We start from the raw sequence: 12,758 nt of genomic DNA on the forward strand, positions 1-12,758 counted from the left end.
TTGTTTGCCGGTTGGGCGGATCAATAGAATAGTCGGGGGTTTTTATTATATCAGCACCGAAGATGGACGAACGATTACCGCAGTACCCCGGGGCAAACTGCGGCGAAGCGACGGGATCGTCGTCGGGGATGTGGTCGATTATGAGTTAACCGCTCCGGATCAAGGTGTGATCGAGGGTGTGCATCCCCGCCGTAACCTCTTGAAACGCCCCGTAGTGGCGAACATTACCCAAGTAGCGGTGGTTTTTGCGCATAAAAATCCCGATTTCAACTATTTATTAATCGACCGGCTGCTCGTGATGCTGGCGGCTTTACACCTTCCAGCCTTACTCCTCTTTAACAAGACCGATCTGGTTGACGAGAAGACCGCTTCAGAAAATGCTCAGCCTTACCGAAGAATAGGGTATACCACCCTTTGTACAAGCACCAAAAGCGGGCAGGGTAGAGAAGAACTCCTGGCCGCCTTGCAGAAGGAGACCACCACTTTGGCGGGGCCTTCCGGTGTCGGCAAGTCGGCGTTGATTAATATGATCGTGCCCGGCGTCAAACAACCGACGGGGGCAGTCAGCGCCAAAATTGGGCGCGGGCGGCATACCACCCGGGAGGTAAGACTCCTAGCCCTGCCGGAAGGGGAGGGTTTTCTGGTCGACACGCCCGGCTTTAGCCAGCTGGATCTGGATTTTATCTCCCCTGCGGAGCTGGCCGGTTGCTTTCCGGAGTTTGGCGCTGCCGAACAGGAATGCCGGTTTCAGGGTTGCTTCCATGACCAGGAACCGGATTGTGGCGTGAAGGCGGCAGTCGCGGCGGGTAAGATCTACCCTTGGCGTTATGAAAATTACCTTACCTTCCTGGCGGAAGTGAGAAGCTGGGAGGAGCAGAAACGTCAACGGCCCCGGCGGACGCGGGATAAAGGAGTTGGTCATGATCGCCGGTATTGAAGTTGCGCCCTCAATTTTAAATGCCGATTTTGCGGACCTCCGTGCGGAAGTGGCCAAAGTGGCGACGGCTGATTGGCTTCACCTCGATATCATGGATGGGCATTTTGTTCCCAACCTTTCTTTCGGGCCGGCGGTGGCCAAAGCCCTCCGTCCCTATTCCAAACTTCCCTTTGAAGCCCATCTCATGGTGACCAACCCGGAGGTTTATATCCAACCCTTCAAAGAGGCGGGCGTTGCCCGTGTGCTTGTCCATCCCGAGGGAACGCTTCATCTTCACCGTTTGGTCCAGCAGATTAAGGCGTCCGGTTTGGAAGCCGGGGTGGCTTTGAATCCGGCGACACCGCTTAGTATGATCGATCTGGTCTTGCCTGAACTGTCCATCGTCCTGATCATGACGGTAAACCCCGGGTTTGGTGGGCAAAGTTTGATCCGGGGTGTTTTGCCCAAGATCCAACAGCTTCGACAAAGGGTGAACGCGGACGGTATCAACTGCCGGATCGGCGTGGATGGCGGGATCAACCAGACGACGGCCGCGGAAGTTGTCGCGGCCGGTGCTGATTTTATTGTGGCGGGGACCTATATTTTCCGGAACCAGGAAGCTCCCGCCCAGGTGATTGCTACTTTGAAACAATTGGGTGCCGCGAAGATTGCGGACTAAGAAGAGGGGGTAAAACACATGACTTTTCAACATATTGATTCTTTTGTCCGTGCTGTGCATACCGTAATCGCCATGATGCTGGATCCAGACGTTAAAACCGGTAAACCCTTTTTTAACGACCATCCCCTGACCAAATACGATCTGGCTGTCTTGGTAGGAGTCCTAGGCGATCTGCAGGGGCAAGTCATCTGTGGCATGGATGTCGAGACCGGGAAGAATATTATCGGCCGGATGTTGGGGGTCGAGAACCCGGTGATTGATGCCATGGGTAAAAGTGCCCTTTGCGAGTTGAAGAATATTATCGTCGGGACCGCCAGTACCAACCTGTCGGAAGTTGGATACCGCTGTAACATTACTCCCCCTTTGCTGTTGAGCGATGGTAAGGTGCCCGATTTTCTTAAACATATCGACACCGCACTAACGATTCCGATTACCACTGGTTCCGGTAAGATCGAACTGAATCTTTTTCTAAAGAAAGATGAACTTGCTTCTTAAGGTGTTATTTTTGGAATAAGACAAATAATAGTGGTGAACCACAAAAATTTCCACTGAGATATGGGGGGAGCTTTTTGTATCTCGGTGTTAAGGAGGGAAAGCCTATGCATGACCAGACCATCCGCTTTGCGCCGAAAGATGAGGACCCGTTAGACGTCAGGAAGGTTCTTAAAGAGGTATGCGCCGCCTTAACCGAAAAGGGCTATGACCCGCTCGATCAGATTGTCGGCTACTTGCTTTCCGGAGATCCGGCCTACATCACCAGTCATAAAAACGCCCGCATTCTTATTCGAAAACTGGACCGCGATCAAATTCTTGAGGAATTGGTTCGGTATTATCTGGAAAGCGAGGGGGTTTAGATGTCTTTTTTTCGGATTGAAGGTGGTCGTCGTTTAAAGGGTACGATTCGGATTAGCGGTTCGAAAAACAGTAGTCTTGCTTTGATGGTTGGTGCCGCATTAGGCGATGAAGATGTAATTCTCACCAATTTCCCCCAGGATTTGGACGCCGTGATCCTGGCGGATATTCTCCGGGAAATCGGGGTGAAAGTTGAAGAACAAGCTCCCGGCAAGGTGTTGATCAACGGTTCTGGGCTCAGGCGTAGACCGATCCCCTATGAACTGGCGCGGAAAATCAGGGGGTCTTTTTATGTGGCCGGGTTGATGTTGGCCCGTTTGAAAGAGGCGGAGGTCCCGCTGCCGGGAGGATGTTTTCTGGGGCCGCGTCCGGTTGATTTTCACATTAAGGGTTTTCAGTCTTTGGGTGCAGAGGTCAGTATCGAACACGGTCTGATGAAAGCCAAGATGGGCAAACCGGTAGAGAACGGTTTCTTTATCAACCGGAGTAGTGTCGGGACGACGGTTAATCTGATGTATTTGGCCAGTTTGACGCCGGGGACTTTTGTTCTGGAGAATGCGGCCAAGGAACCGGAGATTGTTGATTTGGCGGTCCTCCTTAATGCGATGGGAGCGCGTATCCGGGGGGCCGGGACGGAAGTAATCCGGATCCAAGGGGTCGATCGGCTGAGAGGGGCGGAACATACGATTATCCCCGACCGGATTGAGGCCGGCACCTATATGGTGGCGGTGGCTGCGACCCGGGGCGAAGCCGTTTTGGAGAACGTGATGCCCGATCACCTGCGGACGCCGATCATGAAGTTGCGGGAGGCCGGAGCCCTGGTGGAAGAAGGGGAGACCTCGATCCGGGTGGCGGCACCGGAACCTATGGTCAGCACCGATGTGGAGACCGCTCCTTATCCGGGCTTTCCCACCGATCTGCAGCAGCCCTTCGGGGTTTTGATGTCCGTTGCCCGTGGGACCAGTATTATCCGGGAGACCATCTTTGACAACCGTTTTCGCTATTTGGATGAACTGACCCGGATGGGTGCCGATGTGCGCGTTGACCGGGACCGGGCGATCATCAAAGGGGTACCGTCTCTGAGTGGGGCCCCGGTCGAAACCACCGACCTGCGGGCCGGGGCGGCCCTGGTGATTGCCGGTTTGATGGCAGATGGGGTGACCCTGGTTTCGGGGGCGGAAAACATCGACCGGGGTTACGAAAAAATGGTGGAGAAGTTACGGGGGGTTGGAGCCAAAATCGAACGCCTCCATTCCGTTGAAGAGTGTAAAGAGGTAATTTAAAAAGACGAAAAAACAACTGTCGACGGCGACGGTTGTTTTTTTTATTATTTCCCGGCCTGGTGATGGGGATGGGAAAAGTCATAATTGGCCGAATAAGAACATAAAAATGGTGGGCGGGGTGAAATAGATGCTCAAGGCGAACCTGGTCCTTTTTTTATTCTTATGCATCGGCCTTTTCTTTGGAAATAGCCTGGTTGCCGCCGGTGCCGGCACCTTGTTGGTTTTGAAGCTACTCAACAGCCCGGTATTGCTGGCGGTTTTGGAGAGACACGCCCTCCAATGGGGGTTGCTTTTTCTTTTGATTGCGGTCATGGTACCGTTGACCAAAGACCAGTGCGGAGGGAAAGAGCTGCTGGCCGTCCTCCTGACTCCCGCCGGATTGGTGGCGGTGGTCGGGGGAATTACCGCCGCCTATCTTTCCGGACAAGGACTGGATTTACTCTATTATAAGCCGGAGATCATGATTGGACTGGTGATCGGAACGGTCTTGGGGGTCTTCTTTTTCAAAGGAATGCCGGTCGGTCCACTGGCGGCGGCCGGACTGGCGGCCGTTCTTCTAAAGTTGATGGGTTTAGCCCAGAAGTGAGGTGTCAGGGGATCGAAAGCCGTAATCTGGTGGGGATGGCTGTCCTCAGGATTATCTCCGGTTGTTTGGAGATTGGTACTGCTTTGCTTTTCTTGCGTTTAAAAAAAGTCGAGATCGCCCTGCAGCTCAATGCGGTCCTTGGTTTAGTGGGGCCGATCGTCTTTTTACTCGTTAGCGGCCTGGGTTTGATTACGGTGGCGACGAAGGTCTCCCCGTATAAAGTGGCGTTGGTGGCCTTGGGCGTGGCCTTCATCGTGCTGGGGAGTAGAAATTAACAGTCTGGAATTGAGGAGGCAAAGGAGGAGTGGCTGTGGTGACCGGGATGGGATTTTCAGGACGAAAAGGCCTTTTTTATTTCACCGCGCTCTGTTTCGCGCTGATTACCTTATCATTGGCAATCTTCCCCAAAGCTGGGCTGGCCGCTGCCCGGGACGGGCTGGCCATCTTCGCGGAGGTAGTTCTCCCTTCCCTTTTGCCCTTTTTTATTCTCTCCGAGATCCTGCTCGGTTTGGGGGTCGTACATTTTATCGGGGTCTTCCTGGAACCACTGATGCGACCGGTCTTCAATGTTCCCGGGGTCGGGGCCTTTGCCCTGTCCATGGGTTTGGCGGCCGGTTATCCAATGGATGCGGTGATTACCGCCAAATTCCGGCGGTTAAAACTCTGTACCCGGATTGAAGGCGAGCGGTTATTGGCCTTTACCAACACGGCGGACCCGCTTTTCATGTTTGGCGCGGTTGCGGTCGGCATGTTTGGCTACCCGGAGCTTGGGGTAATCATTGCCGTCACCCATTACCTGGCAGCCTTTACGGTCGGAATTGTCTTCCGCTTTTACGGGAGAAAAGAGGAACGGTCGGCGGTGCAGGAAGAAACGGCTCCTGTTAACCTGTGGGAACGGGCGTTGGCGGAGATGCACAAAGCCTACCGGGAGGATGGGCGGCCCTTGGGCCAACTCCTGGCCGATGCGGTCAAAGACTCCGTCTCCACCTTATTGATGATCGGTGGATTTATCGTTCTTTTTGCCGTTTTGTACCAGGTGATGTCGGAAGTGGGAGTGCTCCGGTATATCCTGCCGGTAGTGGAAGCCGGGCTGAAAATCTTTGGTTTAAATCCGGAATTAGGGGCGGCGGTCGTCAAAGGCTTCTTTGAGATTGATATCGGGACGATGGCGGCGGCCAAGACGGCCGGGGCCCTGGCGGACCGGCTGATTATCGCTTCGGCCATCATTGCCTGGAGCGGGCTTTCGGTTTTGGGGCAGGTGATGAGTGTCGTTCATGGGACGGACTTGCGGGTTAAACCGTTTATCATTGCCCGGGTGCTCCACGCCGTGGTCGCCGGTTTCTACACCTATCTGGCGCTGGGAATGGTGAAAGTACCCGAAGCACTCCCGGCCGCCCGGACGTTTACCGGCGGGGTAATCAGCCGCTGGATGCTTTCGGGCAAGCAGCTTTTGATCATTACCGGCCTTCTAATCGTTGCCGGCCTCTTCATGCGTTTTTTATCCGGGTATCGTTTGGTCTGCCGGACTGATCAGCCGGAACGGCAAACGGAAGAAGCGGCCGGTAAAATTGTTGGTAAAAAAAATCGGCTTTAATCCCGGCCGCTGGCCGGAGAGCAACGTCTTGTCTCTACAGTGTCGGGCGGTTTCCTGTTTATAATCACCAAAACCTCCAGAGGAAAACTAGTTTTACGGCTCTGAGCTTGGGAAAGCTAAGGGCGAAGGGAGGTGCTACATATGGGTGCCGGTCAAAGAAGTAATACCTTAGTCGTGAAAGAAGCTGCCCAGGCAATGGAGAAATTCAAGTACGAAGTAGCCAACGAACTAAACATCAACATGCAGCCGATTCAGGGGGATTACTGGGGGTATATGACCGCGCGTGATTGCGGTTCCGTCGGTGGCCAAATGGTAAAGAGAATGATCGAAGCCGCCGAGCGGTCTTTGGCGGAACAAGCGGCTTACCAGGCCTCTTCGGCTTTCCGGCAAACGGTCAATACCCCGCAAGCGGGACAAAATCTCAGCTCCGGACCGGGTGGTCCGTCGGTTTTAAGTTCGATCCCCGGCTTTACTCAGCCAACCCAACAGTAACATAAAACGGAGGCGTTTGCCTCCGTTTATTTTTTATTTTTTATGTTCGCGCCGGTTTTGGCCAGCATGAGGAGGAGACCGGTGGTGGCCAAGGGGTAAAAGAACAGGGCGGCAAAGACAAGGCCCGAATCGTTGGCGAGCAAACCCACACCGCCGCCCAGGAAAGCAACAACGAAGAGGTCGGCGGGGAAGGGCCGGTTGGCCGCCAAAAAACTTCCGGTAAAGGTCAGGACGGCGGAAAGGAAGAGGAAGGTCCAGCGGGAGCCGAGGAGCCGCAGGTTGACTTGGAGTTTGCGCCGGACAACTTCACTGAGGGCGGCGAAGCCGCGGCGTTTAAAACCCGCAAGTAACAGGCCGAAATGGGATTGCTGTTCCGGTTGGGCAAAGAGATAGTCAAAAGCCAGGAGGAGAAGGGCAAAGAGAAAAAGGATGAAGAGGCCGACCAAGAGTTGCCGGGCGGAAAAGGACTTCCTTGGGCGGTGAGCAAGGAAAAGGGCCATGGTGATGGTCATGGCGGTAAGACCGGCACCAAAATTGGCGCCAAGTTGCGGGGGAGAGAGCATGATCACCGCGGCCAGAAAGACCACTGCCGCCCAGCGGCGTGGCTGTGTTCGGTTTTGGCTGTAATACCAAAGCAACGCTCCCAGCAGGCTGCCTAAAAACAGACCGGACAGTTCGTTGCCGATCCCGTAGAAACGGGCGCCGAGCATGGGATCATGCCCGAGAACCGAAGCGGGAAGCAAGGCGGGTTTCCCGCTGGCCCCGATGGGGGTGAGGATGGCCAGGGACACCAAGGGGAAAAGTGATGTCGTCGTGGGTACCGAAGGAAGCCGGGCTGTTTTGGTTTGCCCCAGGGACAAGCGGCTGAGCAGTTCACTGAGGATAGTCAGGACAAGGGCGAGGCCAAGCGTTGCCCCCACAAAACCGGGAATGGTCGAACAGGGTAGTTGGGAGGCCAGGTGTAAGGCGGCGGGTTGGGCGGATAAAAAGATGACCAGAAGCCTCAGATATGTACGGAGCGGCCGGGTTGGATGCATGGCCGGTAATCTCATTAAAGTAACGGCCAGGAACGTTAAAGGCAAACAAAAGGCAACGGCGTTCAGAAAGACCGGTAATACCTGGCGGCGGAAACGGCCGATGGTGTTGAGCTTTGTTTCAAACCGCAGTAAACCAGGGAGTGTCCCTTTATGGCCGGCCGTCATCGCCCGGCCCCAGGTGTGCGCCGGTGTTTCCAGGTTGAAAAGGTGGAAAATGGTCGGGGCGAAATCAACATTGGCCACCAGACCGGGGTGACGGGTCGTTGGCGAGCTGAGGAACCCGGCGGGGTAACCTTTCCCCCAGATGAAGCAGGGCGTTAAGTAGGAACCTTGTTTAAGGTTGGCCAGGGAGGGGGTGGGCGTCAGCAAGATAACAATCTCTTGTTCCAGGTCGAGAAGGGGCCAGAGGGTTTGGAAAAATCGATCCAGGCGGCTGAATAATCGCTCCTTTTCAGCGGTAATTTGGCGGTCAAACAGATAGGGCGCCATGGTTTCAAGGCGGGCAAAATCACCCAACTCCAGGACCAGGAGATCGGCTTTTTCCTTGAACTCCTGGTATTTGGCGAGCAGATACTGGTAATTGGTTTCCCAGGGTAAGGGACCGGCCCCCGGTTGCAAGGTGCGGTGACCGACGTCACCATAGTCGACCAGTCCCCGGTGGTTGGCGGCCAACCACGGGGCAAACCGGTTCGGAGTATATGCGGAAATTCCCTCCGCGGGCGGGGCCGGGTCCGCGTTCCCGATCACGGCGGTACGGAGTTGGTTTTCGTGGAGCACCTGCCCCAAGAGACAAGGGACGGCCGTCCGGACGGGGGAGAAGTTTAAACGGAAGGCCTCCGGTAGACGCGGTAGGAACACTTGGCCCGCCGGAAAGTTTTGACCGCCGGTGAGCTGTTGGTAAAGAAGGCCGGCTGTGACGCCCATCCAAGTTTCATCGGCATTAAGGGCCAGTCCGCCCTCGAGGTCACTGAGGGCGGGGGCACCGGCGCCCAAGGTGGCATGGGTGTTGCCGGCGCTCCTGGTCCCGGCGGTATTGGTCGTGATCAGCGCACAGGCGCTCTCGTTGATCCTGGCCCGCAAAAAGGGACCGGCTTCGGTCGTTAATTCCCGGAGGGAAACCCGGTCCAGCAGAAGGATGGTTATTTTGGCGGGGGCAGCTCCCCACCCGGGTTGGGCAAGGAAAAATATAAGGCTGATGGTCAACAGAAGAACGACGGTGATCCAACGCAAAAAACTTGGCTCCTCACTCGGTGAATCTCATGCGATCATCTTACCCGCTTCCGGCTTGAAAGATTCTCCGACCGTACTTAAAATGGCGCCCCCGATCAGAAGAAGGCCGCCGGTGATCAACTTTAAAGTGCAAGGTTCGTAGCCGAGCAGAAGGGAGAAAAGGGTGGCAAAGGCCGGTTCGGTGGCCAGGATGATCGCGGTTGCGACCGGGGAAAGCCGTTGTTGCGCCAGGGATTGACAGAAAAAGGCAATTCCCGTAGCCGGAATGGCCAAATACAAGATGGCTCCCCAAATTTTGGCGCCCATCTGCAGCGGAGCAGACAACCCGCCGGGGGTAAAGAACCAGGCGATTGTCGCCACCACCGCAAACTGAATAATGGTCAGGGTTGTCGGGTCGGAACCGGCGACGGCGCGGCCGAGGGCGACAATATGCCAGGCATAAAGGAGGGCACAAGCCAAAGTCAACAGAATACCCAAGTCCAGGGTGAACTGCTCCGTGGGCCAGGTGATCAAGAGGAGGCCGAATGTGGCGGCCATTAAACCAAGGAAAGCCGGACGGGTAAGTCTTTTCCGGTAGAAAACGGTCTCAATCAGCGCGACAAAGACCCCGTTCATCCCGGTCAGTAAAGCTGAGACCGCAGGAGTTGTGTATTTCAGCCCGATCGTCTGGGTGGCGAAGGCGAGCGTGAGAATGAAACCGAGGCCAAGTCCGGGGCGGAGCGCCGGGCGCCAGTTTTTGCTGATCAAGCGACGGTAAAGGAGGGCGAGAAAAAGAAAGGCGATGGTAAACCGGTAGGCAATGACCGCCATCGGCTGCAAAACGGCGAGCGACTCTTTGACAATGATGAAAGTTCCGCCCCAGATTGCGGCGGTGAGAAATAAAAGTAGAGCAGAGCGGTGTTTGTTGTACATATGGATCCCTCTTTTTTACGGTAATTTGGCAAACGGATGTTTCAAAGTCCAGATAAAATCTATTGTAGCATAGAAACTACACAGATGTAATAAGAACAGGAAATCATACCTTCCTAACAGTTCACCAGGGGACGCTTGATCATAAGATGGCGTTAGAAGGAAGAGCTTTGTGCTCTTTCGTCAGGGAGGTGAATCAATGATCGTACGGAAACAAGATTTGGTTTTGACCACGGAACGGCTAAAAGTCTTAAAAGTGATTGGGGAAAAAGTCGCTCAGGTTGTGGTGGAGAACGAAACGCCGATCAACGCAATAAAAATCGATAAGATCGAAGCTCGCCTCGGGCCCTTCGAAGATCATGTTTTCCATAACAAAGTGGTTAAACAAGGGGTCATTCATAAACAGGTCTTTTATGTCGACCCGGAAAACTTCGTCCGCCACATTGCCGAAGACATCCCCTATATGTTAACGGTGGAGATTCCGGGGGTGAAGCCTTCCGATTTCGTCGAGGTACAAAACCACTTGATCGATATTGACACCGACTTCCAGCTGGTTCCCGCCCGGCCGCGGCGGCACGGCCACGATGGTGATAAAGAGCTCGATGCTGGGTTCCGGGCGATTCTGCGCCAGAAAGTGGTCGCCCATATTCTGGTGAAGGTCTCGGAGTGGGCCCAGGTCGATGTGGTCACCGGGGTGGATGTCTTTCCCAAAGTGAACTCAATGCAACGCGCCTTCTGTGTCCAAAACGTGGTAAACACCCGGTTCTGACGGCGGTCGTGCAACACAAGGCAAGGATTCAAATCTTTGCCTTGTTTTTTTGACTTTACCCCTGGACAAAAAAGGGAATAATCGATTAAGATTGTTATATACTATAACAAAGTATGCTATATTGAAAAATATTAAAAAAACGGGAATTTAGGCTCTGCTTGAGGGAATGGGTGTGTGGGGAATTTGGAATTTTGCCCCGGTGGCCCTGAAGGTGCCGGAGACCGTCTGTGTCGAACATGTTCATCTCAGGGAGAGTCTAATGCTCCTCTCCTTCATGCTCAAACAGAAACGGGAGGAAGTAATTAACCAAAAAAAATAAGGAAACGCCATTGACAACCGGAATAATATATTGTATTATAAAAAAGCGTTGTTTTTCGGGTCATTAGCTCAGGCGGTAGAGCACCTGACTTTTAATCAGGGTGTCCGGCGTTCGAGTCGCCGATGACCCACCATGTGGTCCCATCGTCTAGGGGTTAGGACACCGCCCTTTCACGGCGGCGGCAGGGGTTCAAATCCCCTTGGGACTACCAAAATGATATCAATTAAACCTGCCGGGAGACCGGCAGGTTTTTACCGGAAATATTGACGCGATTGGAGAACCATGTTATAATCTTTACTACCCGGAAACAACCGGTCGCGTGGCTCAGTTGGTTAGAGCGCTGCGCTCACATCGCAGAGGTCACTGGTTCGAGTCCAGTCGCGACCACCACTTAAATATAAAAGATTGGAGCCGTAGTGTAGTCGGCTAACATGCCAGCCTGTCACGCTGGAGATCGCGGGTTCGAGTCCCGTCGGCTCCGCCATTAATAGTTGCCAAGGTAGCTCAGTCGGTAGAGCAGGGGACTGAAAATCCCCGTGTCGGCGGTTCGATTCCGTCCCTTGGCACCATTTTATTTAAAGACTTAACCCCTGTTTCGGAGGGGTTATTTTTATGCCGGTAGCTCGCTTTTAAAGATGATTTCACATAATATTAACTTATAGTAAATATTTATTCATTACAATAAAGTGCGATGGTCATTTTCACCCCGTTAAACCAACAGCAGGAAAGGAGTAGTGTGATGGCTGATTGTCCTATGCTTACGGGTTGTCCTTTTTTCAACGATAAGATGAAGAATATGCCGGCTACTTCCAACATATACAAACGAAATTACTGCCGCGGGGAACATACCAAATGTGCACGTTTTATGGTCCGGCAGACGGTGGGCCCGGAGCACGTGCCCGCCGACCTCTTTCCCAACCAGCGGGAAAGGGCCGAAACGCTAATTAAAGAGAAAGAACAAGGGTGAACTTCCACCCTTGACCGGAAGAATTAAAAAAACCGGCCTTTAGCAGCCGGTTTTTTCTTTACGGACAGTTAACATAGGGGTTATTGGCAAACCCGTAAAAATGGGTTACAATTGAGGTGTGCTTGTGAAAATTATCACAAGGAGGAGGGGAGGAACGAATGCCGGAAGGATTAGTGTCCTTTCCCAAAGCGACCATCGCCCGGTTTCCCCTTTATCTGCGGGCTTTAACCGAATATAGCCACCAGAATATTGTGTTGGTTTCCTCGGAGGAGATGGCGCAGAAAGTTGGCGTGACACCCAGTCAACTGCGGAAAGATCTTTCTTATTTCGGGAGTCTCGGCATCCGCGGGACCGGTTATGACGTGTCTTACCTCTTGATGAAGATCAAAGAAATCTTGGGGATGGACCGCAAACGGCGGCTGGGGATCATCGGCGCCGGAAAGCTGGGGATGGCCTTGGCTGGTTATTCCGGTTTTCAGCAGCATGGTCTGGAAGTGGCGGCGCTATTTGATACAGATCCCACAAAGTGGGGGCCCGTCAATGCACAGCTTGAGGTTTTTCCCCTTACGGAGTTAGCGGCCCAGCGGGCTAAGTTAGGGCTGGACATTGCGGTGATCACCGTGCCGAAGGCGGAGGCACAAAGGGTGGCGGAACTGGCGGTCGAAGCCGGTTTCCCGGCCCTTTGGAATTTTGCACCGGTGCGGCTTGAAGTGCCCCCGGAGATTCTTGTGCAATACGAAGATATTGTGGTGGGGGTTTTAACCCTGTCCCACCATTTAGCAAGGAAGCTTGGTTCGTAGGGATTTTTTTGTCCCAACATGTGAAATGGTTCACATGCGAAGGCCCAGCAAGGAGGGGTTTGATGAAAACACTCTCGGTCTGTGTAGGCAGTTCTTGCCATCTCTTGGGATCTTACGAAGTGATCAAAGAACTAAAACAGCTGATCGAGCGGCACGGCCTCGCCGATCAGATTGAACTGAAAGCCAGTTTTTGTTTGGGCCATTGCCAAGACGGGGTTACGGTGTGTTACGACGGAACGGTTTATACTGCCCTCACGAAAGAAAAGATCGGTGCTTTTTTTAACGAGTACATTCTGGGAAATAAAGCGAATGACCGGTGACGAGC

16 protein-coding genes and 5 tRNA genes are annotated in these 12,758 nt (G+C 53.7%); 19 read left to right on the forward strand and 2 right to left on the reverse strand.

The window, feature by feature from the left end; genetic code table 11:
* Window positions 1-4: 4 nt before the first annotated feature.
* The 9 genes from rsgA (at window position 5) to G5B42_RS12320 (ending at window position 6,402) form a co-directional block, all read left to right on the forward strand.
* Entirely contained in the window at window positions 5-937 is a 933-nt protein-coding gene (rsgA, locus tag G5B42_RS00515) for a ribosome small subunit-dependent GTPase A (RefSeq protein ID WP_181338481.1), read from the forward strand.
* Window positions 921-1,595 (forward strand): ribulose-phosphate 3-epimerase, encoded by a 675-nt coding sequence (rpe, locus tag G5B42_RS00520; RefSeq protein ID WP_181338482.1) that lies wholly within the window; start codon window positions 921-923, stop codon window positions 1,593-1,595. The genes rsgA and rpe overlap by 17 nt, the downstream gene beginning before the upstream one ends.
* An 18-nt stretch (window positions 1,596-1,613) precedes the next feature.
* Complete coding sequence (locus G5B42_RS00525) at window positions 1,614-2,090, forward strand: chemotaxis protein CheX (protein ID WP_181338483.1); 477 nt, start codon at window positions 1,614-1,616, stop codon at window positions 2,088-2,090.
* Window positions 2,091-2,194: 104 nt separating this feature from the next.
* Window positions 2,195-2,449, forward strand: a complete 255-nt coding sequence (locus G5B42_RS00530) for an IreB family regulatory phosphoprotein (protein ID WP_181338484.1) — start codon at window positions 2,195-2,197, stop codon at window positions 2,447-2,449.
* A complete protein-coding gene (gene murA, locus G5B42_RS00535) occupies window positions 2,450-3,730 on the forward strand; it encodes a UDP-N-acetylglucosamine 1-carboxyvinyltransferase (RefSeq protein ID WP_181338485.1) in 1,281 nt (426 codons plus the stop codon).
* A 127-nt stretch (window positions 3,731-3,857) separates the two neighbouring features.
* Window positions 3,858-4,316, forward strand: coding sequence for a DUF441 domain-containing protein (locus G5B42_RS00540; protein ID WP_181338486.1), 459 nt, complete (start codon window positions 3,858-3,860; stop codon window positions 4,314-4,316).
* Window positions 4,313-4,591, forward strand: a complete 279-nt coding sequence (locus tag G5B42_RS00545; RefSeq protein WP_181338487.1) for a DUF2619 domain-containing protein — start codon at window positions 4,313-4,315, stop codon at window positions 4,589-4,591. The genes G5B42_RS00540 and G5B42_RS00545 overlap by 4 nt, the downstream gene beginning before the upstream one ends.
* Before the next feature lie 29 nt (window positions 4,592-4,620).
* On the forward strand, window positions 4,621-5,910 hold the full coding sequence (gene ylbJ / locus G5B42_RS00550; protein WP_181338488.1) for a sporulation integral membrane protein YlbJ: 1,290 nt from the start codon (window positions 4,621-4,623) through the stop codon (window positions 5,908-5,910).
* 141 nt (window positions 5,911-6,051) lie between these two features.
* Window positions 6,052-6,402: a small, acid-soluble spore protein, alpha/beta type gene (locus G5B42_RS12320; RefSeq protein ID WP_181338489.1), complete on the forward strand. Its 351-nt coding sequence runs from the start codon at window positions 6,052-6,054 to the stop codon at window positions 6,400-6,402.
* Window positions 6,403-6,428: 26 nt separating this feature from the next.
* Here G5B42_RS12320 and G5B42_RS00560 read toward each other — a convergent pair whose 3' ends face one another.
* Both G5B42_RS00560 and G5B42_RS00565 read right to left on the reverse strand, forming a co-directional pair.
* Complete coding sequence (locus tag G5B42_RS00560; RefSeq protein WP_181338490.1) at window positions 6,429-8,669, reverse strand: hypothetical protein; 2,241 nt, start codon at window positions 8,667-8,669, stop codon at window positions 6,429-6,431.
* A gap of 27 nt (window positions 8,670-8,696) precedes the next feature.
* Window positions 8,697-9,581: a DMT family transporter gene (locus G5B42_RS00565; RefSeq protein ID WP_181338491.1), complete on the reverse strand. Its 885-nt coding sequence runs from the start codon at window positions 9,579-9,581 to the stop codon at window positions 8,697-8,699.
* A 196-nt stretch (window positions 9,582-9,777) separates the two neighbouring features.
* Between G5B42_RS00565 and G5B42_RS00570 the strand changes: the two genes are divergently transcribed.
* The 10 genes from G5B42_RS00570 to G5B42_RS00615 all read left to right on the forward strand — a co-directional run bounded on the left by G5B42_RS00570 (window position 9,778) and on the right by G5B42_RS00615 (window position 12,753).
* Complete coding sequence (locus G5B42_RS00570) at window positions 9,778-10,347, forward strand: DUF3794 domain-containing protein (RefSeq protein ID WP_181338492.1); 570 nt, start codon at window positions 9,778-9,780, stop codon at window positions 10,345-10,347.
* 166 nt (window positions 10,348-10,513) lie between these two features.
* Window positions 10,514-10,666 carry a hypothetical protein gene (locus tag G5B42_RS00575; RefSeq protein ID WP_331273997.1) on the forward strand — a complete coding sequence of 51 codons (153 nt, stop codon included), beginning with the start codon at window positions 10,514-10,516 and terminating at the stop codon, window positions 10,664-10,666.
* A 57-nt stretch (window positions 10,667-10,723) separates the two neighbouring features.
* Window positions 10,724-10,799 (forward strand) — tRNA-Lys (locus G5B42_RS00580).
* Window positions 10,800-10,802: 3 nt separating this feature from the next.
* Window positions 10,803-10,877, forward strand: a tRNA-Glu gene (locus tag G5B42_RS00585).
* A 102-nt stretch (window positions 10,878-10,979) separates the two neighbouring features.
* Window positions 10,980-11,056, forward strand: a tRNA-Val gene (locus G5B42_RS00590).
* A 17-nt stretch (window positions 11,057-11,073) separates the two neighbouring features.
* Window positions 11,074-11,150 (forward strand) — tRNA-Asp (locus tag G5B42_RS00595).
* A 9-nt stretch (window positions 11,151-11,159) separates the two neighbouring features.
* Window positions 11,160-11,235 (forward strand) — tRNA-Phe (locus tag G5B42_RS00600).
* Between the two features lie 170 nt (window positions 11,236-11,405).
* Window positions 11,406-11,633, forward strand: a complete 228-nt coding sequence (locus G5B42_RS00605) for a hypothetical protein (RefSeq protein WP_181338494.1) — start codon at window positions 11,406-11,408, stop codon at window positions 11,631-11,633.
* Between the two features lie 158 nt (window positions 11,634-11,791).
* On the forward strand, window positions 11,792-12,433 hold the full coding sequence (locus G5B42_RS00610) for a redox-sensing transcriptional repressor Rex (RefSeq protein ID WP_181338495.1): 642 nt from the start codon (window positions 11,792-11,794) through the stop codon (window positions 12,431-12,433).
* Between the two features lie 62 nt (window positions 12,434-12,495).
* The gene (locus G5B42_RS00615) at window positions 12,496-12,753 is read left to right on the forward strand and encodes a (2Fe-2S) ferredoxin domain-containing protein (RefSeq protein ID WP_181338496.1); all 258 of its coding nucleotides are present in this window, start codon (window positions 12,496-12,498) and stop codon (window positions 12,751-12,753) included.
* The last annotated feature ends 5 nt before the right edge of the window (window positions 12,754-12,758 follow it).

This window comes from Capillibacterium thermochitinicola, from assembly GCF_013664685.1.
GTDB classification, from domain to species: Bacteria; Bacillota; UBA4882; order UBA10575; family UBA10575; genus Capillibacterium; species Capillibacterium thermochitinicola.